The organism is Bacillus sp. FSL W8-0640, assembly GCF_038007725.1.
Classification (GTDB): domain Bacteria; phylum Bacillota; class Bacilli; order Bacillales; family Bacillaceae_G; genus Bacillus_A; species Bacillus_A cereus.
On the sequence record NZ_JBBOXT010000001.1, the window covers coordinates 2,456,726 to 2,480,035 of the forward strand.

Below are 23,310 nucleotides of genomic sequence, written 5' to 3' on the forward strand. Positions count from 1 at the left end.
AGTGTAACCAAGATTTTTAAATGTATTCCCTCTTTAAAAACCTTATTCAAACATTGTTATTTAAAGAGGGAGTGGAGTAATGAAAAAGAATACTTTCCCTTTATACATGAGTTGATTTTTTAATTCTCAATAATATATGAGTGCTAAGACAAAAATGTGTAATTAAAAGAGCAGCTAGCATAAGCTAATTGCTCTCCGAAAAAAAACGTTAAGAAGGAAGTTCAGAACTCAAGTGTATTTATAGTATGGACAAGGTTTAGGGATTTATTCAAGGGGGGGATGGATAATGTGCATTTATTGAGAAAACGCGGTTAAAGAATTCTTTAAGAAGCAAGAGTCGGAACGCAATAAAAAAGCAGTTAGCAAAAGCTAACTGCATAGTGAATAAGAAGAGCCTAATGGTCATTCGTATTCAACCTTGGTGTATCTATATTGTTAACATATTTTAGAAATTTATTCAATAAAAGAGCAGCTAGCAAAAGCTAACTGCTTGGCTGGTTCTCCGTGGGGATCGGAGAAAGGTTAGGGATTCATTAAATGAGTTCAGGCTATTGCCTAACTACATTATTGACGGAATGTTTATTAAATAATCATAGTGGTAATTTATGGTTTGTTTTAATTTAAGGCTGGTTCAAAAAAAGTGATGTACCAACAAAATATAAAATTATTAAAAGGAAAATTGCTATGAAAATGTCAAAAAATCTTTTTCATCAGTAAGACCTTCTTTATGAAGAATATTAACATTTATCTAGAATTTGAACAAAATAATCCTTTTAAAGCAAAGCAAACAGAATATAGTCCGGCTAGAAAACTAGAGGGCACCAATTCATTAAAGCAGCAATGAAAGCTGTTTTAAGAATAGGTGTCCTTTTTATTTTGAAAAGGGAGATGTGGAAGGATGAAGGTACTAAAAGACCAATTACGCGAGTGGAAAAAGCAGTCCAAGCAAGGAAAGAAGAAAAACAAGAAAAAACAAAAAGAGAAATTAAGTACTCGTGAAATTGAGGATTTAATGGGGATGCATAGACCTTGTTATGAACGTAGACGTGGAGCTTTAAGACAAAAGTAATTAAAAAAATATAAAGGAGTGGTCTTACATGACTAAACAATTATCTTTCTTACCAAAAATTGATAGAACAGCGACACAAGAGGAATTAGAAGGTGTGTTGGAAAGCGTACGTATACATAGACAATTTGGGATGATGCGTAAAGAAATGAAAGTCACTCCTTCTTATGATATACGTGAGCACGGTCCTACACATGCAGTTGGTAAACCGTTAGAAGATGTTGCTATAGCAAATATTCAACAAAGCAAACGAGAAGAGTGGCTTGAAAGAATGTCAGTACGCATTGATCAGTTTCTAAATCGATTAGGAAATGGACGTGCTGGAAGTATCCAAAGAGATATTATTTATAGACGTTATTTAGAAGAAGAGGACGTATGTGATTACATGGTTTATAACGAAATAGGGATGTCAGAGCGCACTTATCGACGTTGGAAGTCTAAAGCGTTTTATAAACTTGCTTTTGCACTTGGATTAGAAGTTTATGAGACAGAAGAAACGGGAGGTAATGAATAATGAATTTCGTTCAACCGATACGTGATCCAGAGCAAATACAACAAATTAAAGAGTATTTAAAAGAAAAGAGTGAGCGTAATTATATCTTGTTTTTAATGGGAATCAATACAGGTTTACGTATAAGTGACATTCTAAAATTGAAGGTTGGGGATTTAAAGGGAAGTCATATTTCCATACGTGAAATGAAGACAGGGAAGCAGAAACGTATCCAAATTACTGCAGCACTAAGAAGAGAGCTAAGATGGTACATCGAAGGTATGGCAGATTATGAATATCTAATTAAGAGTAGGCAAGGAAGGAATCGACCTATTGGAAGAAGTATGGCGTATAAAATACTTAGCAGTACAGCAGCAGTGTTTGGATTAGATGAGATTGGAACGCATACACTACGTAAGACATTCGGATACCACATGTACCTACAGACAAAGAACATTGCTTTGCTAATGGAGATATTCAATCATTCTAGCGAACGTGTAACATTAAGATATATAGGAGTAAACCAAGATGTAATGGATAAAGCAATGAGTAAATTTAAAATATAAGGCTATTAAATTAAATGGAATATTTTATCAAATTAGTGCGGAATATTAAGATAATAAATTTTTATACTTCTTTTGCATAAATTATTGATTTTTGTATTGATATCTCTGTATTTAGAACTTTATCATTTATACCCAATCGATAAATATACGCAATTCAAGAAAAATGTAATATTTTGTAATATTTTATATATTTACTCTTTTGTTGGTAATCCCTAAACTGTGAGTTGTAAAGGGAAATAAGCCTTTCAAAAATTAAATATGGAGGGATTTTAAAATGAAAAAGATGAAAAAATTTGTAGGAATCGCACTAGTTGCCACAATTGGATTAGGTGGTTTAAGCATGTTAACATCAACAAATGTAAGTGCAGCGGAATTGGAGAAGCCTATTTCTAATGTTCAAACTCTTGCTGGTGCAGTTATTCTTGATGAAGGAGAATTTTCTTTTCCTAATAATGGGACAAGTCAAGATATAACGTATAATATTAAAAGTAGCATGGGGGATGAAGTTAATTTTTGGTTAGACAATACGGTATTAAATACTGACTTGCAATTCAAAGTGTATACACCAAATGGGAAAACACTGTCCCCTTCTAAGGTTTATGCTTCAGGAGCTGTTAACTACAAATTAAATGTAGATTTAAACTCTTATGGATATGGAAAATATAAAGTGAAAATCTTTTCTCCTTCAGACACAAGAGGTGGAGAGTACGGATGGAAAGTTAGAGTTTTCTAATAGTAATAGAATATTTACAAATTAAATATCTTGAGCAATAGAGAAAAGCACAAAATCTATGAAAATAGATTTGTGCTTTTTCTTTTGTAAATCTTTAAAAATAATATTCATATAAATGCACTTAATCAAATCGTAGTAATTGTGTAACTCGAAATATAAAACGTTACAAAGTTAATGATATAAAGAGGTTGAAAGATTTAAGCGGTTAAACAAAATATAAGATATGGATAACTCATGAGAGAGAAATACATAAGAGTAAGGTATAGTTAGAAGGGTTAAAATAAGTGGCAGAGTTATGACCGCTTTTTGGCAGTAAATGTGCCGGTTGTTTTGGATTTATCATGATATATTTGTATTGTGAGAAATGGTGGAAATAGGGCTTGCAAAGATAGATTTATAAATCTAAGCGATTCTAAATTGAAATATTTAAAGAAATGAAATTCGTTACACACTTCAATAGTGCTGATTGAATGAGTCAGTTTATTCAGAGGAGTTTTTGAAATTTTCTTGTTAGTCAAATTCTGTTCAAGAGCAGTTTTAGAAAAAAGCATTAAGAGATGGAAAGAAGTATGGAATTACATTTTTTATAAGTTGGCTAATGTAACTAATTAATTGCAGGAACTGTATTTCTTTAGGAAATAAAAGAGGATTAAAAACATGCGATTAGTTTTGAATGAATTGAATGAATTTTTCGAAAAAAATTTAATGAACAATATTTAAAGAGAATTTGGATAAATTTATTTGAATCGGGGATTGTATGTGTGAGGTGATAAAATGAAAATTAAAACGGAAACATTGGATGAAAACTTAAACAAGGTTGTGAAGGAATATGATTTAAACGAACTCGAAGCAGATAAGGAAGGGGTAATAAAAGACGAAGCTGATAATTGCCCACAAAAAACAATAGCTTCAATTGATTTACCAGATGGTGTTAAGGTGAGTTTAAATGGCGTTAAAGTTCTAATGAAGCGATATAGGCTTTATGCTCAAGTTTGTTATCCTTTAAATTTAGAGCAAGCATTAATTGACGCGGCAAATGAATGTTTTGATACAGGTGTGAAAGCTGCAATTGTAGCAGCGGGAGCAAGCTTATTAACTCCGGCAAGTTTGGAAGGGGCAGTTCCTGCAGCAGCTAGTGCCTTTGAGGCAGCATTTGTAGCTTGTATGGGTGACAAATTAAGCAATGAAATTAGTTTTAAAGTAGACTTCGAAAGTCATCGTGTTTAAATCAATAATAATTCATTAAAGTAGTAAAACTATTAAATATTAAATATTAAATATTAAATATTAAATATTAAATATTAAATATTAAATGTTAAATGTTGTTTTTGTAAAATTAATATATTTGATGATTATAATATTAACAATGTATCAAAGTAATAACTATAATCAAGATATATATGAAATTCATTGTAAGGAGGATTTATATGTTAAATATTACAGGTATTAAATTTAATGACATTCAGTTTGATCAAGAAGGCAGAGCGGTATTTGTACAACCAGGTGCTAGTGAACAAATTAAGGAGGCACTGGGAATGCTTAAAGAAACAAAGGAAGAAGGGTTACCGAAAGTAAAAGTGAAAATTGAGGTTGAATTAGGCTGAGTAGATATTGTGGAGGTAACTTTTATTAACTGTTTAGTAAGATATTCGAAAGGTCGATAAAAATCGGCCTTTTCTATTTTATTTAGTAATACATTCAATCGATAATAGAAGGAGTAGAAGAGTAATGTTTGAAATGATACGAAAAAACATTCGTGATTTGAATGAAGATAACAACCTTGAGGATAGTAAATTGGAGAGGCAAATTAATTCCGCTAATTTTCTACCTATCAGTTTTCTTAAATTTGGTGTAGAAAGATCTAAACCAGTAGTTTGTATTCAACTAACTAACGGAGGCGCTACGGGTTTCTTAGTATCTAATGATTTATTGCTCACAAATCATCATGTTTTACCTAGTGTCACAGAAGCTGAGCAAGCTAAAGCTATATTTAATTTTCAAAATGATATTAATGGTAACCCTGAACCTATAGATGTTTACACGTTAAATCCAAAAAGCTTTTTTTATACGAATATAGAATTAGACTATTCTTTAGTGCGTGTAAACAAGAAAGAACCAACCGAATTGAATAATTTAAATGAGAATCAGCAAGTGGTTCCAGGGATAAGATGGGGATATATTCCTTTAATTGCTCAAAAGGAAATAACAATTGGTTCGTTTGTAAATATCATACAGCATCCAGAAATAAGAAGAAAAGAAGTAGTTATTCAGGATAACGGTTTAGATGGTATACAAGGTTATAAAATTAAGTACAATACAGATACACTTTTGGGATCTTCCGGTTCACCAGCCTTTAATAACAAATGGGAGCTTTTAGCGCTGCATCATGCAGGAGGCGATCAGGATAGAAATGGTATGTGGATAAATAACGAAGGTATAGTTGTGTCACATATAGTCAATGATTTGATTGAAGCTTCTGGTAAAGGAGAATTTGATAAAAATATATTGTTCGAATTAGGTATAATTGGAATAAAGAAATGTACGATAGTGGGGAATCAGGATGATGATTTAAGGATAGAGTGTGAATTAGTTTGATGAATAGAGCATAAAAGGAAGATATTTATTATGTTTATTTAATAACAATAAATTTTTGTGAACAATGATATCAGATGATTAGGAAAAATGTGAGACTTTATGTGCCATATATGAAAAGAAATAGCACTCATGACGGGTGCTATTTCTTTTTAAATAGAGTTTTAGTGAGCGATGGTAATAAGGCGATTCATAAAGAATTAAACCCTTCTTTTTTATACGGTTAAAAGAAAAGTATTTTGCTTGGAAATTAAGGCGGTGGGTAAAGAAGGAAAAATGTAATTATCAGAAAGGAATGAGGTAGATGGAACGAATTAAACTGGAGGAGGCAATTATTCTTAATGCTATTGATGAAGAACAATGAATACGAAGGAAAGATCATTTATTTAGACCGCGACAGACCTAATGAATATATTTACTTTGAAAATAAACAATTCAAAGAGATGGCGGAATACATCGAAGAACATTATGGGTATGAAGGTGCAATGTGAGATGTAATAAAACAAAGTAATAACTTCAATGTTCTTCTAGAATTCTTAGAAGAGGATGGAGTTTATTATGAGATTGAAGATAAGGAGTGAGGATAATTGGATAGCGTTTTAAATAGTAAGATTTCTGCACTTGATCTTATACCTATTGATAAGAAATCATATATCAAATACCTTAAGTCACATGAGAAAGCGTACAAGAAGGCTGGGATTGATATTAAACGATTCAAGTATTACAAACTATATGGACAGAAACCTATGTTTTATTCTGTAGAATATCTCATGCAAACACCAATAAAAAATTTATTGGAAAGAGATAAAGGTAATAAGGAATGTTTGGTAAAGACAAATGAAAGAGTATAAAACAAAACAACAGAAGCGCAAGTTCTATGACAGTGGTGAGTGGAAGAGTATACGTGAGCAAGTAAAGAAGCGTGATAACTATGAGTGCCAGGAATGTAAACGAAACGGTCGAGTACAAACAGACACCAATGAATACAGTGAGAGTGCAAAGCGTAAGAAGATACAGTTGGTTGTCCATCATATCAAAGAGCTTGAACATCATCCAGAACTTGCATTAGAAATAGGTAACTTAGAAACAGTCTGTGTGGATTGCCATAATAAAGAACATGGAAGAGTGTTTGTAAAAAAGATAAACAAATGGGAAAACGATGAAAAGTGGTAAAAATGGTTCGATAATAATACCCCCCTTTAAAATATTTCATCAAAAATTGCTCTAAGGGGCACCGGAGGAGGGGGTTAACTGTCAGGTTTTTTTCGATTTTACGCACGTAAGGGGGTGGGTAGATGGCTGTTAGTATTGTGAGATTAAAAGAACAGCTTATGAATAGTATTGATATTACAGATTTAGTCGAAGTTGAAAAGGTAGAAAGATATATTGATCTTGTAAAAGCATTTAGAAAAATAAATAAAACTATTAATAAAGAAGGCGAGTCTGTAACGATAAAAAACGGTTCTCAAGTTTTTGTTAAAGCCCACCCTCTTATAAGTGAGAGGAATAAAATTAACAGTTCATTAATTGCTTTGGGAAGAGATATAAAACTTTCTCCTAAAGTTGGTGCTTCTAATTCGGGTTACAGTCCAAGTGATTTAGTATGATTAGGCAAAAATATGTAGATGAATACAATGAACTTTATAGAAGTGGTAAAGTAAAGTTCAATAATGAAAGAGAACTGTTAATTGAATACCTGGAAAAATACGTTTTAAACAGAGACGACTTGTATTTTGATGATGAAATGATCGAGAAGTGTATCCGCTTTGGTGAAAAGTGGTACTTTCCATTACAATCATTTCAAAAATTCTTAATAGCATTCGTCTTTTTATTTTATAAGAAAAATGGCCGTGTATTTTATCGTAAATTCTTGTGGATGCTTGGCCGTGGCGGCGGTAAAAATGGTTTAATGACAGTTATTCTTCACTTTTTAATAAGCGAATTACATGGAATTCCTGAATATAACATTTCCGTTGTTGCAAACAGTGAAGAGCAAGCAAAAACAAGTCCAGATGAAATTCATAAATGTATTAAAAGAAATGAAGTTTTACAAAGAGCTTTTAAAACAACATTAACACAAACCATTTCGAAATCGACTGGAAGTGTAGTGAAGTTTAGAACATCAAACGGAGACACAAAAGATGGTCTTCGCGATGGCGCTGTAATGTTTGATGAAGTCCATCAATATGAAAGCAATAAAGATGTCCGTGTTCACATCAGTGGTTTGGGAAAAAAGAAAAATCCGCGTGAGTTTTACATTGGTACAGATGGATATGTAAGAGATGGATTCTTAGATAAATTAAAAGAAAAGGCAATGAAAGTTTTAAAGGGTGAAGCCCGTCCGAATGCGCTGTTCCCTTTCATCTGTAAATTAAATGATGAAAAAGAAGTTGATGAAATCGATAATTGGGAAATGGCGAATCCAATGTTATCTCAGCCGTTAAGTGAGTATGCTGAAGGCTTACTTGAAACAATAAAAGAAGAGTATGAGGATTTAGAGGACGATCCAAGTAACCGAGAAGAGTTCATGACAAAGCGAATGAACTTACCTGTTACAAATTTAGAACGGTCCGTTGCAAAATGGTCAGAAATTCTTGCTACAAATCGTCCTTTTCCTGATTTATATGCTCAAGAATGCATAGGGGCGTTAGACTTTGCAAGTATTCGGGACTTTGCAGCATGTGGTCTTTTATTTAGACAAAATGGGGAATACATTTTTAAAACTCATTCCTTCGTACGAAAAGAATTTGTTGATATCTATTACGGATATTCTAAAAAAGCAGGCGAGTTCAAGAAACAAAAATTCGCTCCAATTAAAGAGTGGGAAGAGCAAGGATTATTAACAGTTGTTGATGAACCGACTATTAATCCTCAACACATTGTTGATTGGTTTGTAGAAATGCGAGAACAATATGGGATTAAAAAAATTATAGCGGATAACTTCCGTATGGAAGCAATAAGACCACTATTAGTAGCAGAAGGGTTTGAAATAGAAGTTATACGAAACCCAAAAGCAATTCATAGTTTGTTAGCTCCACGTATTGAAATGGCGTTTGCAAATAAACAAATTATTTTTGAGGATAATCCACTAATGCGTTGGTATACGCAAAATGTGTTGGTTGTTATCAAAGCTGATGGAAATAAAATATACGAAAAGAAAGAGCCTGTTCGTCGAAAAACAGATGGATTTCAGTGTTTTGTTCATGCTCTTTATCGGGCGGATGAGATACAAGAAGCTACTGATTTTGTTATAGGCAATATTAAATTCTAATAAAGGGGGTGATGATAATTGGATGGATCAGTGATGTATTAAACAAAAACAAGGAAATTAAATTTATGTTTGATGTAGATATGTTCATTGATACAGCGAACAGAGTCCACATGAAGCGATTAGCTATTGATACTTGTATATCTTTATTAGGGAGAACAATTAGTCAATCAGAATTTAGGGTGAAAAATGGTGAAGAGTTCGAAAAAAACGAACTATATTATCGGTTAAATGTTAGGCCGAATAAAAACATGACAGCAAGTACATTTTGGGAAATATTCATTCGAAAGCTTGTTTATGATAATGAATGTTTAGCTATTCAAGCTGATGATGGCGATTTACTTATTGCTGATGACTTTGAACATAACGAATATGCTGTGTTTGAAGATACCTTTACGAATGTCACAGTAAAAGATTATCAGTTTAAGAGAAGTTTTAAACAAAGTGAAGTTATCCATTTGAAATATCGAAATGATAAGTTATCACCACTTATCGATGGACTATTTGCTGATTATGGGGACTTATTCGGAAGAATTTTAAGTTCTCAGAAACGAAAAAATCAAATTCGTGGCGTAGTTGATATGGATATGATCGGTGCTAAAACACAAGAACAAGTGGATAAGTTACAGAAATTCATAGATGACATGTATCAAGCAATTGGTAAGAAAGATATTGCTATTGTTCCGCAGCAAAAAGGAATTGAGTACAAAGAAGTTTATAATGGATCTGCTAATGGCCCTAGTGTGGAAGAAATAAATAAAGTTACAAATGGTTTTTTAAATCAAGTAGCAATGGCAATGGGGATACCTACAGCTTTAATCTATGGTGAAATGGCTGATGTAGAAAAACAAACTAAAAACTACATGCTTTTCACAGTGAAACCTTTGCTGAAAAAGATTTCTGATGAAGCTAACGTTAAATTTTTTGAAAAAGAAGAGTATCTTTTAGGTAAAAAAATTGAAGTTAAAGCTGTATCTTATCAAAGTATATTTGATCTCGCTACAAGTATTGATAAACTCATTTCTTCAAGTGCATTTACAGGAAATGAAATTCGATTAGAAGTAGGATATGAAATTTCAGATGATCCTAATTTAAATACACATCATATTACGAAAAACTATACGAAATTAACTGAATCTGAAGGAGGTGAGAAACAAAATGACGGTGAAAATTGACGTTAAAGGCCCAATCATTTCAAATGATGAAGCGTGGATTTATGATTGGTTTGAAATGGATGCTGCAAGCCCAGGTAAGATTTCTAAAGCGCTTGAAGATGCAAATGGCGATGACTTAGTTGTATCAATTAATAGTCCTGGTGGTTATGTACACGAAGGTTCAGAGATTTACACAGCGTTGAAAAATTATCCCGGTCATGTGGAAGTTCAAATTGTTGGTTTGGCTGCAAGTGCGGCTTCTGTTATTGCAATGGCTGCTGATAAAGTCCGAATTTCTCCAACTGCACAAATCATGATTCATAACGCTTCAATGTGGAATGGTGGAGATCATCGCGATATGTCAAAGGCTGCCGAAATGCTAAAAACAACAGATCGAGCAATTGTAAACGCCTATGTCATTAAAAGCGGTAAATCAGAAAAAGAACTACTTAATATGATGGCTGAAGAAACGTGGATGGGTCCACAACAAGCGTTAGAAAATAATTTTGTGGATGAAATTATGTTTATGGATAATCAGGTAAAAATGACAGCTTCAGCTTCTACTGCTGCCATGCTTCCACAGAAAGTAATCGATGGCTTTAGAAATGGAACCATGAACAAAGGCCAAGGGATTACAAAAGAAGATTTAAATGCAGCATTATCAGGTTTGAAAAATAAAATTCTGAATGATTTACAAACAAATACAAATCCAAAAGAGCCTATTCAAAAACCTGTTCATACAAAACAGAATTTGAGTACGCTCTTTTTAAATTTAGGAGGAAAATAAAATATGGTTATTAAGTTTAATAATTTCGAAGAGAAAAAACTAGCTTTTGCAAAAGCAACACAGGATGGTACCGCAGAAGAACAATCAGTAGCATTAAACTCCATGATTGAAGCACTTGCTACAGATGTACGAGCAGATATTTTAAATCAAGTGAATGAATCAATGGTAGATCGTTCTATTATGCAATCTCGCGGTGCTAATGTACTAACAAGTGAAGAAATGAAGTTCTTTAATGCCGTTGTTGAAGAGGGTGGTTTTAAATCTACTGAGACTTTGCCTAAAACAACACAAGAGAGAATTTTTGATGATTTAGTTCAAGGTCATCCGTTGCTAGAGCATATCGGTTTAGAGAATTTAGGAGCCGTGACAGAATTTATTTATGGAGATCCAGAGGGTGCAGCTGTATGGGGACCGTTATTTGGTGATATTAAAGGACAATTAAATGCTACATTCCGAAAAGAGTCAATTACTCAACTGAAATTAACAGCATTTATTCCATTAGCGAATGATATGTTGAAGCTTGGTCCAGTATGGGTAGAACGATATGTTCGTACTATGATTACAGAAGCGATGTCAGTAGGTTTAGAACGTGGTTTTGTAGTAGGGACAGGTAAAGAAGAACCAATTGGGTTATTAAAAGATCCTAGCGGAAGTGTAGTGAATGGAGTATATCCAGATAAAAAGCCAGCAGGAACTTTAACGTTTGAACCAGGTCGTAAAACAATTAATGAATTAAAAGGCGTGGTTAAATTATTGGCTAAAAAATTAAATCCTGATGGTAAAACAGATGCAGATAGACCTAAAAATATTGCTGGTAAAGTAGTTATGGTAACAAATCCATTCGATACTTTTGATATTCAAGCAAATGCTACAACTCAAAATGCGGCAGGTGTATATGTAACGAGCTTACCTTTTAATCCAATCCCAACAGAATCTGTATTTGTACCTCAAGGACAAGTGGTGTTCTTTGTTAAAGGGGAGTACATTGCAGCGATGGGTGGAACGGAGCCAATCCAAAAGTATAATGAAACACTCGCTTTAGAAGATGCGACACTTTATATTGCCAAACAACACGCTACAGGTAAGCCGAAGGATAAATACACTTCACAAGTTTATACATTGAAACTTGAAGAAGTAAAGCCACCGACACAAGGATGATGTGAATGGATACAGTAATTTCAGATGTAACTATACAGGAGTTTAAAGAGAGGATGCATTTAGGTGATGAGGAAGATGATAACCTAAAGCGCATCCTTTCTACGTCTAACAAGGCATTACTTAGGGTTTGTGGGAATTATGATTTAAATAAAGACGAGGAGTTCAAAGAATTAGTCTTTGAACGTTCTCGTTATGTTTATAACGATGCATTAGAGTATTTTGACAAGAATTTTTTAAGCCAAATTAATAGTTTAGGTATCGATAAAGCATTAGAAGAAATTAAATTGGACGGTGATTAATATGCGTCCTTTTCAGTACAAGAAACCACTGAATACAGGCGATTGTAGAAATCGAATTATCATTGAACAACCTGAAGTAATAAAAGATGAATTAAATCAAGAAGTTGAACCAGGTAATTGGCAAGAAGTAAAAAAAGCATGGGCAATGATAAAAACGGTAAAAGGTTCGGAGTACATTGAAGCTTCAGCATCACAATCTACACGAATTTATCGGTTTGTGATGCCTTATACAACAGGTATTACAGAATTAATGCGAATCAATATGAAAGGTCGTATCTTTGACATTATCGAACCGCCAATGAATGATGATGAAATGTATCAAACATTGACTATTATTGCAAAGGAGCATGTTTAATATGAATGATTTTGCGAGCGAACTTGCTAGAGAATTGCAAAGATATGCAAATGTTGTGGAAGAAGAGTTAATGATAGCAGAAGAAGAAGTAGCTGATGTCGCTGTAGAAAAATTAAGGCAAGGCAGCCCTAAAAAAACAGGTGCTTACCGTAAAGGGTGGCGTAAAAAAAAAGAAGGTAATGGTTTTGTCGTTCACAATACAAAAGGTCAATTAACACATCTTTTAGAAAAGGGACACGCAAAAGTGGGTGGTGGCCGTGTACCAGCACAAGTTCATATCCTTCCAGTTGAACAGTATGTCATTGATGAGTTGCCAAGACGTATTGAAAGGGTGATTCAACAATGACATTAGGTGCATTAACAAAAATTCTTGAAGCTACAGGTTATCCTGTGGCTTATTCGCATTTCACAGCAACGCCGACCAAGCCAGTTCCAGCGCCACCTTATATATGTTTCCTTGTGGATGGATCAGCAAATTTAATGGCTGATAACAAGGTGTATCACAAGATAGACGATGCAAATATTGAGCTTTATACAACTAAAAAAGACTTAGTTGCAGAAGCCAAACTTGAAAAAGTCCTAGACAATCATGATATTTCTTATGACTCGTATGAGACTTTTATTGAATCTGAAAAAATGTATCAAAAAATATATGAAACGAGGTTGATATAAATGAATGAAAACAAAGTAGCGTTTGGTCTGAAAAATGTCCATTATGCACTCTATGACATTAAAGATGGTGTAGTTACATTCAGTACACCGATCCGATTACCAGGTGCGGTTGAATTAACATTTGATCCACGAGGGGATTTAATTGAGTTCTATGCAGATGACATGCTTTACTACGCAGCAAGTAATAACCAAGGGTATGATGGCACTTTATCAATCGCTCATATTCCCGAGCAATTTGCAATTGATGCATTAGGTGAGGAATTAGACGAAGAAGATGGTGTGTTAAATGAATTAGCCGATGCAAAAGGAAAATCATTTGCATTATTGTTTGAATTCGATGGTGATGTAAGAGCGACTCGACACGTTATGTTTAACTGTTCAGCAAGTCGTCCAACACTTGCATCTAAAACGAAAACAAATTCAGCGGAGCCAAATACAAATGAGCTTAAATTTGTATCAAGCCCTATTGATATTAATGGAAAACGTATGGTTAAAACGAAAACTACCACTAAATCAAAACAAGAAATCTATGATAATTGGTACAAAAAAGTTTATACAAAAGTACCTGCATTACCAAAAGGGGCGTAAGTGAATGGAAAAGAAAATTACAATAGATGGAAAACAAGTCAGATTAAAAGCTACAGCAGCAACAGTCAAACGTTATAAGGCTCAATTTAAACGTAATTTATTTGCAGATTTGATGGGTTTAGGGGCAATTAGTACGTTAACTTCACCAGATGGCTCACAACAACCTCTTGATATGTCTAATGTTGATTTAAGCAATGTGGATTTTGAACTTATTTATGATTTAACTTGGTTATATGCTAAAACCGCTGATCCAAATATTCCTGATCCTATGACGTGGCTAGATGAATTTGAAGAATTCCCGATTGAAGAAATTATGCCAGAAGTCATGGAATTAGTTCAGGTCACAATGGGTGCAAAAAAAAAATAAAGAAAAATAATGGAGAGCAAGGGACATTCAGTGATGAGGAATTTACTACTGAATTGTTTCTTGCTCTTTGTTATAAAGCGAAATTAACAAGCTGGGATTTAGAAGATATGACAATCGGTGATTGCTTTGATTACATTGCTGAATTTGCTGAGCTAGAGAATCCAGATAAAGAAAAAGTTAGAAAAGCAAATCAAAAAGACTTCGATTCATTCTAAGAAAGGGGTGAGAAAATGGCAGGGAGAATTAAAGGGATTACGATAGAAATTGGTGGTAATACTCAGCCGTTACAAAATGCTTTAAAAGATGTAAATAAACAAAGTGATGCTTTGGCTAAAGAATTAAAAGATGTCGAGCGTTTGTTAAAATTTGACCCTGGGAATATTGAGGCACTTTCTCAAAAACAAAAATTACTTACACAACAAATAGAAAATACAACGCAAAAGCTAGATAAATTGAAAGCAGCGGAACAACAAGTACAAGCTCAATTCCAAAACGGTAAAATTTCTGAAGAACAGTATCGAGCATTTAGGCGTGAGATTGAATTTACAGAAGGGTCACTTAATGGTCTTAAAAATAAACTAGGAAACATGAAAGCTGAGCAGGAGAATGTAGCGAGTTCCACAAGGCAATTAGAAACATTGTTTAGAGCTACAGGAAAAAGCGTTGATGATTTTGCAGGAGCATTAGGGAATCGTCTTGTGAATGCAATTCGGAATGGAACAGCTACAAGTCGTCAGTTAGAACAAGCGATTGGGATTATTGGGCGCGAAGCATTAGGTACAGAAGCTGATATTGAAAAATTACAAAGAGCCCTTCGATCTGTGGATGCTGGAAACTCCATACGGCAAGTACAAAATGAGTTAAGAGAATTACAACAAGAAGCTGGTAGAACCGAGAAGAAATTTGAAGGACTACAAGTAGGATTAGAAAACGTTATTGGTGGATTAGCAGCTGGTGGCGGAATTGCAACAGCTATTGAAAAAGCGATAGATATGTCAAAATTAAAAACAAAGATCGATATCACATTTGATGTTCCGGAGTCCTCTAAAAAATCAGTAGAGGAAGCTATTAGAGGTGTTACCGCTTATGGTGTTGATGCAGAAGCGTCTTTAGAAGGAGTCCGTAGGCAATGGGCTTTAAATAAAGATATAAGTGATGAAGCAAATGCAGCAATCGTTAGGGGAGCGGCAGCCATTTCAGCTTCTTATGAAGGGATAGATTTTACAGAATTAATTCAAGAAACATATGAAATAGGAAATGAATTAGGAATAACACAAGATAGTGCTCTTGGTATGGTTGATGCGTTGTTAAAAATGGGATTTCCACCAGAACAGCTAGATATCATTGCTGAATATGGTAGTCAGCTAACTCGTGCAGGCTTTAAAGCTGAGGAAGTTCAAGCAATTATGGAAGCAGGCGTTGAAACAGGTAGTTGGAATATTGATAATCTCTTAGACGGACTGAAAGAAGGTAGGATTCAATTAACCGAATTCGCACAAGGGGCTGATAAGGCTTTAAAAGAAGCGCTTGACGGTTCTGGTATTGCAACTGAACAAATAGAAAAATGGGGAGCATCTGTGGCTAAAGGCGGAAGAGATGGCGCCGCAGCGATGGTAGAAGTAGCTAAAGCTATTGACGGAATAGAAGACCCGGTTAAGAAAAATCAAGTTGGGGTTAAAGTTCTAGCCACTATGTTTGAAGACCAAGGGCAAAATCTAACTAACACTTTAATAAGGGCTTCAGAAAAAACTGTAGACTTACAGAAGAATCAAGATAACTTAAATGAATCTGTTAAAAAATTAGATGCAAACCCAGCTGTAAAGTTCCAAAAAGCCATGGGTGATTTGCAAATGGCTCTTGAACCTATACTAGGAGTAATTGCTGATGTTGTTGCTAGTATTGCTGATTGGATTTCTAATAATCCAGAATTAGCAGCGACATTAGCAGCTGTTGCAACGGCTATTGGGGTAATTTCAGGAGCACTTATGGCAATTGCACCAATAGTTGTAGCTGTCATGGGTGTATTTGAAATCGGAGCCGCCGCCGCACTAGGCATAGTTGCCATAGTTCCTATTATCATAGCAGCTATAGTTGCTCTAGGAATTGCCATTTATCAAAATTGGGATTCTATAAAACAGTGGACTATAGATACATGGAATTCTATTAAGGAATATTTAATAGAGCTTTGGGATGGGATAGTTCAATCCTCTAGTGAAGCTTGGAGTTCTTTCTTAGAAACAATACATTCATTCTTTGATCCAATAGGGCAATTTTTTAGCGATTTATGGACAGGGATAGGTGAAATATGTAGTAGTACATGGAATTCTATTGTTGAATTCTTTTCAGGAGCTTGGGCCTCATTCACTGAAATGATGCATAGTTTCTTTGATCCAATAGGTGAATTCTTTAGTAGTTTGTGGTCAGGTATTGTGGAAACGGCGTCTTCTTGGTGGACTTCTTTAGTTACAACAGCTTCAGAATTGTGGGGAACACTCGTACAAGCTTGGCAGGAAACGTGGAATACTGTACTTACGGTCTTAGACCCTATCATTTCATTGATTTCTGCGGTCCTTGAGGCTGGTTGGTTATTAATCCAAGCAGGGGTACAAATTGCGTGGGCAGCGATAAGTCAGTATATTATTCAACCAATCCAAGAAGCTTACAATTGGGTGAGTAAACAAATCGGCGAATTGGTTACATGGCTTGGTACACAATGGGAAATTGCAAAAGCCGTGGCCCAAGTGGCATGGGGATTACTTAAGCAATATATTATTCAGCCAGTCCAGGAAGCTTGGAGCACAACAAAAGAAAAATTCAGTGATTTGATTTCTTGGTTAAGCTCACAGTGGGAACTTGCTAAATCGTATACTCTTATGGCTTGGAATTTGGTTAAACAGTATGTAATTCAACCTGTTCAAGACTTATGGAATACAACCAAGCAAAAACTTGGTGAATTAGCAAATTGGATATTAAGCAACTGGGAATCTATAAAATCTTATACACTTACAGCTTGGAATTTAGTGAAGCAATATGTTATTCAGCCAGTAACAGACGCTTATAATCAGGCAAAGCAAAAATTTACTGATTTATATAATTCAGCTAGAGAAAAATTCGATTCTGTAAAGAGTGCAGCACAAGAAAAATTTGAAGCAGCAAAACGATTTATTATTGATCCAATACGAGATGCGGTTGGAAAAGTAGAAGAGTTTGTCAGTAAGATAAAGGGATTCTTTGAAAATCTGAAATTGAAAATCCCTAAGCCTGAAATGCCACCTCTTCCACATTTCAGCTTACAAACTAGTACAAAAAATATTTTAGGAAAAGATATTACATTCCCTTCTGGACTCAATATAGATTGGCGTGCAAAAGGTGGTATCTTCACTAAACCGACTATCTTTGGAATGAATGGCGGAAACTTGCAAGGTGCAGGAGAAGCCGGAAAAGAAGCGGTTTTACCATTGAATAAAAAGACACTTGGAGATATTGGTGCAGGAATTGTGGCGGCCATGCCACGACAACAATTTGTTATGCCGGGAGAAATAAATCAACTAATGGTTGACATGAGCCGTATGATGGCTAGTTCTGTGAGTCAATTATCAGGATTAAAGAGTGTCATGAGTGGTGTGTATGGAAGCATGTCAAATAGTAGACAAGCTATGGCAAGCAGCGTATCAAATCAAGTGATTAATTACGGATCTGGTTCATCTTCTAGTGGCGGAGTCATTCCAATGCTTGGTGGAGATTTAGTTATTGAAGTGCCTGTTAATTTAGAAGGAAGAGACGTGGCACGCGGTACTTATCGCTATACAACCGAATATCAAGAAAGAGAAGCAAAAAGAAACTCAGACTTTTAGGTTTGGGTTTCTTTTATTTTATAAAGAATTGGGGTAACTGTATGAGTTCTTTTACATTTAACGACATACGCAAAGATTTTGTTCAAATAGAAAAGGGATGGAAAAGACCAGCGTGGGCGCCGTTAAAACGGAAATTTCTAAGTGTTCCAGGTTATCCAGGTGCAAGATTATTAACGACAGAAACTGAAATGCGAGTTTTACCTGTTCCGGTCGGAATTATTGTTCCTGATGGATCTGACCTAGAAACATTAAAAGAAGAAATAGCAGGGTGGTTAATTACAGAAAAACCTGTTGAATTAGTCTTTGATGTAACACCTGATAGGACATACCTGGCAGTTATTGATGAAGATTTTGATCCTGAAGATTTCGTTACTTTAGGTAAAGGTAGTTTGAACTTTGTTTGTCCAATGCCGTATAAGTTAGGGAATGAGAAAACGGTTGATTTTAAAAAAGATGTTAGTGGGTTAGTTGCTAATGTCCAAAACAAAGGCTCGGTACATTCAAATCCGATTATTGAAATTGATATTAAAAAACAACATACTTTTTTAGATGTATGGTTTGAAGAAAAATATGCAAAGGAGTCGGATTATTTCCGTATTGGAATGCCATTAAAATTGGAGCAATTGCCTGTAGAAAGAAATCAACGTCTTATATGGGATGAAATGTCCACAACTGTAGGATGGAGTAAGGTTAGTTCTATGGAAGACGGTAATCCAGTTGGTGAAATGAAAACAGATAGTTACCAATTCTATTGTTCGGACTATGGATCGGGTAATGGATGGCATGGTGCAGCTGTTAAGAAGAGTATCCCTGGTGGGCCAGTACAAGATTTTATTATGCAAGCCCACGTTACATGTAAAAGTAAAACGATCAATGAAATGGGACGAGTTGAGATAGCGATACTCGATGAAAACAGCAAAGTTCTTTCAAAAATTGCCATGAATGACCTCTATTGGCAAGCTGAACAAAATTTTGGAACGATGGTAATTGGATATGATAATAAGCCTGGAAAAACAGGTTTAATTTATGAGAGTGGTGATTATCCAAATACATGGAATCAGTATTATGGTAGGTTGTGGATCGCTAGAACCGGTAATGATTGGGAAGCTTATATTTCAAAATTTCTTCCTGGAACAGAAAAAGATGATTCAGAACGCTTTGCAAGGTGGACCGATAAAGACAATAAACATATGGAAAAAGCAGCTCAAATACAGATTAGTATCATGCAGTGGCAAGATGTTCCGCCAGTAGAAGCGATGACAGTTTCTGATTTAAAATTTTGGAAAGTGAATTTAAATAATCAAAATACACCGCCTTATATAGTCGATGTTGGTGACAAAGTCGTGATTGATACAGAAAACAGTCGTGTCAGTATTGAAGGGAAAAACGCTATTAACATAAAAGATATTTTTAGTAATTTTCCTGTTATCAATAAAGGTACGAATAAACTTGAAATTATTCCTTCTGATATAGGAAAAGCAAAGGTTAAATATAGGGAGCGATTTAGATGAGAACACCAAGTGGGATACTTCATGTTGTTGATTTTCAAACAGAACAAATTGTTTCCACTATCCAATCTAAAGATTATTGGGATGATAAACGGCATTGGGAAATCAAAAACAATATTGATAAGTTTGATTTTACAACGGCTGATGGTACAGAACAAGCAGCTACACTCATGCAACAAAACTTAGTATTAAAAGAGGTGCGTAGCGGTGTTATTGTACCGTATGTAATTACTGAAGCTGAAAAAGTTTCTAATGATAGATCCGTAATTACTTATGCATCTGGTGAGTGGATTTTATTAACAAAAGCAGGTGTTATCAATCCTCAACGAATTGAAGGGAAAACGGTCAATGAGTTTATTGACATAGCTTTAACAGGGACAAAGTGGAAACGAGGTCGTACAGAATACTCTGGTTTTCATACAATGACTATCAATGAACCTATCGATCCGCTTAAATTATTAAAGGATATCGCTTCTCTTTTTGATTTGGAAATTGTGTATCGTGCTGAGGTTATTGGTAATCAATTCGTTGGTCGTTATGTGGATATGGTTAAGAAGCGAGGTCGAGAAATAGGTAAAGAAGTAACTCTTGGTAAAGATTTAATGGGGATCAAACGTATTGAAAACTCTCAAAATATCTGTACAGCGCTTATAGGGTTCGTTAAAGGTGAAGGAGATAAAATAATTACAGTTGAGAGTATTAATAATGGTTTGCCGTACATCGTAGATAATGATGCGTTCCAGCGCTGGAATGAAAAAGGAAAGCATAAATTCGGATTCTATACTCCAGAGACAGAAGAAGATATAACTCCAGGCCGTTTAATGACTCTTATGAAAACAGAGATGAAAAAACGTGTAAACACATCTGTTTCTTATGAAGTTGAAGCACAATCAATTGGTCGTGTGTTTGGATTGGGACATGAGTTAATTAATGAAGGAGATACAATCCGAATTAAAGATACTGGATTTACACCCAAGTTATACCTTGAAGCACGAGCAATCGCTGGCGATGAGTCATTTAAAGATCCGATGCAAGATAAATATGTATTTGGTGATTACCGTGAAATTGTTGATCCAAACGAGGAATTACGTAAGCTCTATAATAAAGTCCTGGCTTCATTAGGTAGTAAACAAGAAATTTTAGATCAGCTAGATAAATTGGTTAAAGAGACTGCTGAAAAAGCAAATGATGCTCAAAAAGAATCTGAATCTGCTAAGAAAATTGCTGAAAAGGTCCAGGAAAACCTAAAAAATAATACGGTAAATATTATTGAAGCTAAAAATCCACCAATTGATAATTTTATAGTAGGTAAAACATTATGGCGAGATATTAGTAACGGTAAACCTGGTATTTTAAAAGTGTGGAACGGTAAAGGTTGGGAGCTTCTTATTCCTGACGTGGAATCAATTAAAAAAGATACACTGGAGCAGGTTAATAAAGATATTCAGCTCACAAAAGAAGAATTAAACAAAAAAGTGGAAGAAGCGCAAAGTGAAACCAATGGACAATTCAAGGAAGTTAAAAATAGTCTTCAAGAAGTTTCGCAAACTATTAAAAATGTACAAAACTCTCAAGGTGAAATTAATAGAACTGTTTCTGAATTAAAACAAACTAACGAGGGCTTTACTAAATCTATTGAATCGTTAACAAAAAAAGATGGTGAAATCACTGAAAAATTAAATACAGTGGTAGAGACTGCTGAAGTTAAGAAAAAGACAATCTCTGAGGTGCAGCAAACAACTAATAATCTAAAGAAAACCACAACTGAAATTACAGAAAAAGCTGGCCAGACTAGTGAGAAGTTGGAGAGCGTAGAAAAAACACAAACCTCTTTTAATGAACGTGTTAACACTGTAGAAAAGAATGCAGAAGGAACAACTGCAAGCGTTAAGAAATTACAGGAAACACAAACTGAGCAAGGGAAAACATTAACTCAGGCTGCTACAACCATACAGCAACAATCTGAAGAATTGAAACTAGCAATGAAAAAGAAAGATGTTGAGGATTATGTTGGTGGTTTAGGTACTGTCAACGAGTTGCGTGATGCTGATTTTAAGTTAGGGCAAAAATATTGGTTTTGGAATAGTGGTAATGGAGCTACTGGTTCTGTTGATACGAATTTAAAATACAAAGGTATGAATACATTTGCAATTACCGTTACTGGCCAGACTCAAGATCGTTGGTGGGGACTTACAAGTCAATTCATTGAGTGTCAGGTTAACGAAGATTTTGTTGCATCGGGTTATTTCAATACTGATGGGAAAACACCTATTGATAGTGGCGGTGCATTTATTGAAATTGAATGGTGGACTACTGATAAAAAAACTCGTATTAAAACAGCTAGAACGAATATCAAGGTTGTAAATCATACATGGGTTCGTGCTGTATGTACAGATAAAGCACCAGCCAATGCAGCGTTTGTGAGATGGCGTTATTACGTTACAAGAAATGGGCGTTTATGGTGTGCTGCACCTATGTTACAACGTGGCACTATAGCTACAGAATCTTGGTTACACCCGAAAGATCAAACGGATGTTGATAAAATGATAGAGGATATCGCTAATAGAGTAGCAACTGAAGATTACACTAAAAAAGTAACTGAATTAGAAAGAAGTATTAGTGCTACTGAAAAAGGCGTTTCAATCATCTCTGGAAAACAAGAAACGTTTATAAATGAGACTTATAATGCCTATGTAAAGAAAACGGAATCTAGGTTAGAAGTGTTAGATGAAGGGATCTTAGCACAAATTTTAAAAGACGGTATCATTACTTCTATCAATATGTCACCTGGTAAGATTACAATCGACGCTGAGAAACTGAATATTAATGCCGATACAATGGTCAAATGGTTAACAGCAAAAGGCATTGACACAAATCTTATTAGAATTGATGGTGATAAGATAACCATTGATAAAGATGGTGTAACTGTTAAAATGCTAGATTTCCTATTCCAAGACGAATGGGGCACAAAAACAACTGCGGTATCAAGACGAAACCTAATAGCAGATCCAGACTTTTCTAGTGTTACAAAGAAAAATATCGGACATAACGATTATTATGGATTTGAAGGTGGATATGGTCTTACTTGGAAGTCATGGGGAAATGTCGTAATAGAAAAGAATACACATATATTTGACTACGAGCAAATGGTGAATGCTGCAAGGGTAGATATGTATAACTATCCAGAAGCAATCGTGAATAATGGTATACATCCTGGTAACGAATATACAGCATCCGCACACTTTAGAACTGCCATGATAAATGGCGTGCGAAAGACAGGAAAACCGAGAATACACGTGTGTTGCGTTAAATTCCGAGACAACGTTAGTTACGACATATTGAGTGAACAAAAGATGGACTTCCCTGAGCCGTCTACATTTTACGGAGAAATCAGAAGGTATTCTTTTACTTTCAAAGTCCCGACAAACTATATTCCACAAGAACACGCATTGATTATTAAAGTTTGTTCTGGAAATGCTGACATGAGACAAGGGACAGCGATTTGTGTAAGTGGTGTAACGTTATACAGTGGCAAATATGCATCTATGTATAATTGGGATCGTGCTGCAGCAGAAAGAGCAGATGGTATTCAGCCGTTTAACGCACTTGCTGTAGGTGGTGTGAATAACAATATATCTCCAGCACCAGACGGACAAACGTTTGATATAAGTACTGAAAAAGAAGTTAAAATCTTTAGGAATATACGAGCAATGCAGGGAGTTAACTTAGGTGGCGGTGGATTCCAACAATGGGGGCATATTCGTTTTACAGACGGTAATGCTGGAGCTGGTTTTTATACAAGTACTCCAAGTGGTTGGAAATTTAACGCACTTGGATAGAAAGGAGAAATAAG

At 34.9% G+C, this 23,310-nt stretch carries 25 protein-coding genes; all 25 read left to right on the forward strand.

Annotated features, from left to right (window positions below):
* Positions 1-898: 898 nt before the first annotated feature.
* The 25 genes from N2V80_RS12695 (at position 899) to N2V80_RS12815 (ending at position 23,296) form a co-directional block, all read left to right on the forward strand.
* A complete protein-coding gene (locus tag N2V80_RS12695) occupies positions 899-1,069 on the forward strand; it encodes a hypothetical protein (protein ID WP_016513937.1) in 171 nt (56 codons plus the stop codon).
* A gap of 28 nt (positions 1,070-1,097) precedes the next feature.
* Positions 1,098-1,580 (forward strand): ArpU family phage packaging/lysis transcriptional regulator, encoded by a 483-nt coding sequence (locus N2V80_RS12700; protein ID WP_061654586.1) that lies wholly within the window; start codon positions 1,098-1,100, stop codon positions 1,578-1,580.
* Complete coding sequence (locus tag N2V80_RS12705; protein ID WP_061654585.1) at positions 1,580-2,122, forward strand: site-specific integrase; 543 nt, start codon at positions 1,580-1,582, stop codon at positions 2,120-2,122. The genes N2V80_RS12700 and N2V80_RS12705 overlap by 1 nt, the downstream gene beginning before the upstream one ends.
* A 274-nt stretch (positions 2,123-2,396) precedes the next feature.
* Positions 2,397-2,855: a hypothetical protein gene (locus N2V80_RS12710; RefSeq protein WP_061654584.1), complete on the forward strand. Its 459-nt coding sequence runs from the start codon at positions 2,397-2,399 to the stop codon at positions 2,853-2,855.
* A gap of 774 nt (positions 2,856-3,629) precedes the next feature.
* Complete coding sequence (locus N2V80_RS12715) at positions 3,630-4,082, forward strand: hypothetical protein (protein WP_061654583.1); 453 nt, start codon at positions 3,630-3,632, stop codon at positions 4,080-4,082.
* Between the two features lie 200 nt (positions 4,083-4,282).
* Complete coding sequence (locus N2V80_RS12720; RefSeq protein ID WP_154695856.1) at positions 4,283-4,459, forward strand: hypothetical protein; 177 nt, start codon at positions 4,283-4,285, stop codon at positions 4,457-4,459.
* 124 nt (positions 4,460-4,583) lie between these two features.
* The gene (locus tag N2V80_RS12725; protein WP_061654582.1) at positions 4,584-5,450 is read left to right on the forward strand and encodes a trypsin-like serine peptidase; all 867 of its coding nucleotides are present in this window, start codon (positions 4,584-4,586) and stop codon (positions 5,448-5,450) included.
* 338 nt (positions 5,451-5,788) lie between these two features.
* Entirely contained in the window at positions 5,789-5,938 is a 150-nt protein-coding gene (locus N2V80_RS12730; protein ID WP_154695855.1) for a hypothetical protein, read from the forward strand.
* A gap of 96 nt (positions 5,939-6,034) precedes the next feature.
* Positions 6,035-6,298 (forward strand): hypothetical protein, encoded by a 264-nt coding sequence (locus N2V80_RS12735; RefSeq protein WP_061654581.1) that lies wholly within the window; start codon positions 6,035-6,037, stop codon positions 6,296-6,298.
* A complete protein-coding gene (locus N2V80_RS12740; RefSeq protein ID WP_061654580.1) occupies positions 6,285-6,620 on the forward strand; it encodes an HNH endonuclease in 336 nt (111 codons plus the stop codon). Before N2V80_RS12735 ends, N2V80_RS12740 begins: the two co-directional genes overlap by 14 nt.
* A gap of 122 nt (positions 6,621-6,742) precedes the next feature.
* On the forward strand, positions 6,743-7,054 hold the full coding sequence (locus tag N2V80_RS12745) for a P27 family phage terminase small subunit (protein WP_000301142.1): 312 nt from the start codon (positions 6,743-6,745) through the stop codon (positions 7,052-7,054).
* Positions 7,051-8,718: a terminase TerL endonuclease subunit gene (locus N2V80_RS12750; protein WP_340979943.1), complete on the forward strand. Its 1,668-nt coding sequence runs from the start codon at positions 7,051-7,053 to the stop codon at positions 8,716-8,718. The genes N2V80_RS12745 and N2V80_RS12750 overlap by 4 nt, the downstream gene beginning before the upstream one ends.
* 11 nt (positions 8,719-8,729) lie before the next feature.
* On the forward strand, positions 8,730-9,890 hold the full coding sequence (locus N2V80_RS12755; protein WP_061654370.1) for a phage portal protein: 1,161 nt from the start codon (positions 8,730-8,732) through the stop codon (positions 9,888-9,890).
* The gene (locus N2V80_RS12760; protein ID WP_061654368.1) at positions 9,874-10,656 is read left to right on the forward strand and encodes a head maturation protease, ClpP-related; all 783 of its coding nucleotides are present in this window, start codon (positions 9,874-9,876) and stop codon (positions 10,654-10,656) included. Before N2V80_RS12755 ends, N2V80_RS12760 begins: the two co-directional genes overlap by 17 nt.
* Before the next feature lie 3 nt (positions 10,657-10,659).
* On the forward strand, positions 10,660-11,814 hold the full coding sequence (locus N2V80_RS12765) for a phage major capsid protein (protein ID WP_061654366.1): 1,155 nt from the start codon (positions 10,660-10,662) through the stop codon (positions 11,812-11,814).
* Positions 11,815-11,819: 5 nt separating this feature from the next.
* On the forward strand, positions 11,820-12,113 hold the full coding sequence (locus N2V80_RS12770) for a hypothetical protein (RefSeq protein ID WP_000381900.1): 294 nt from the start codon (positions 11,820-11,822) through the stop codon (positions 12,111-12,113).
* 1 nt (position 12,114) lies between these two features.
* Positions 12,115-12,468: a phage head closure protein gene (locus N2V80_RS12775; RefSeq protein WP_061654364.1), complete on the forward strand. Its 354-nt coding sequence runs from the start codon at positions 12,115-12,117 to the stop codon at positions 12,466-12,468.
* 1 nt (position 12,469) lies between these two features.
* A complete protein-coding gene (locus N2V80_RS12780) occupies positions 12,470-12,814 on the forward strand; it encodes an HK97 gp10 family phage protein (protein ID WP_000997571.1) in 345 nt (114 codons plus the stop codon).
* Complete coding sequence (locus N2V80_RS12785; protein ID WP_061654362.1) at positions 12,811-13,140, forward strand: hypothetical protein; 330 nt, start codon at positions 12,811-12,813, stop codon at positions 13,138-13,140. Before N2V80_RS12780 ends, N2V80_RS12785 begins: the two co-directional genes overlap by 4 nt.
* The gene (locus N2V80_RS12790; RefSeq protein WP_001004911.1) at positions 13,141-13,728 is read left to right on the forward strand and encodes a major tail protein; all 588 of its coding nucleotides are present in this window, start codon (positions 13,141-13,143) and stop codon (positions 13,726-13,728) included. It begins immediately after the preceding gene.
* A 4-nt stretch (positions 13,729-13,732) separates the two neighbouring features.
* Entirely contained in the window at positions 13,733-14,095 is a 363-nt protein-coding gene (locus N2V80_RS12795) for a hypothetical protein (protein WP_061654360.1), read from the forward strand.
* Positions 14,096-14,148: 53 nt separating this feature from the next.
* Positions 14,149-14,310, forward strand: a complete 162-nt coding sequence (locus N2V80_RS12800) for a hypothetical protein (protein WP_000477709.1) — start codon at positions 14,149-14,151, stop codon at positions 14,308-14,310.
* 15 nt (positions 14,311-14,325) lie between these two features.
* Positions 14,326-17,949: a hypothetical protein gene (locus tag N2V80_RS12805; protein ID WP_061654358.1), complete on the forward strand. Its 3,624-nt coding sequence runs from the start codon at positions 14,326-14,328 to the stop codon at positions 17,947-17,949.
* A 41-nt stretch (positions 17,950-17,990) separates the two neighbouring features.
* Positions 17,991-19,460: a distal tail protein Dit gene (locus tag N2V80_RS12810; protein ID WP_061654356.1), complete on the forward strand. Its 1,470-nt coding sequence runs from the start codon at positions 17,991-17,993 to the stop codon at positions 19,458-19,460.
* Positions 19,457-23,296, forward strand: coding sequence for a phage tail spike protein (locus N2V80_RS12815; protein WP_061654354.1), 3,840 nt, complete (start codon positions 19,457-19,459; stop codon positions 23,294-23,296). Before N2V80_RS12810 ends, N2V80_RS12815 begins: the two co-directional genes overlap by 4 nt.
* Positions 23,297-23,310: the final 14 nt, after the last annotated feature.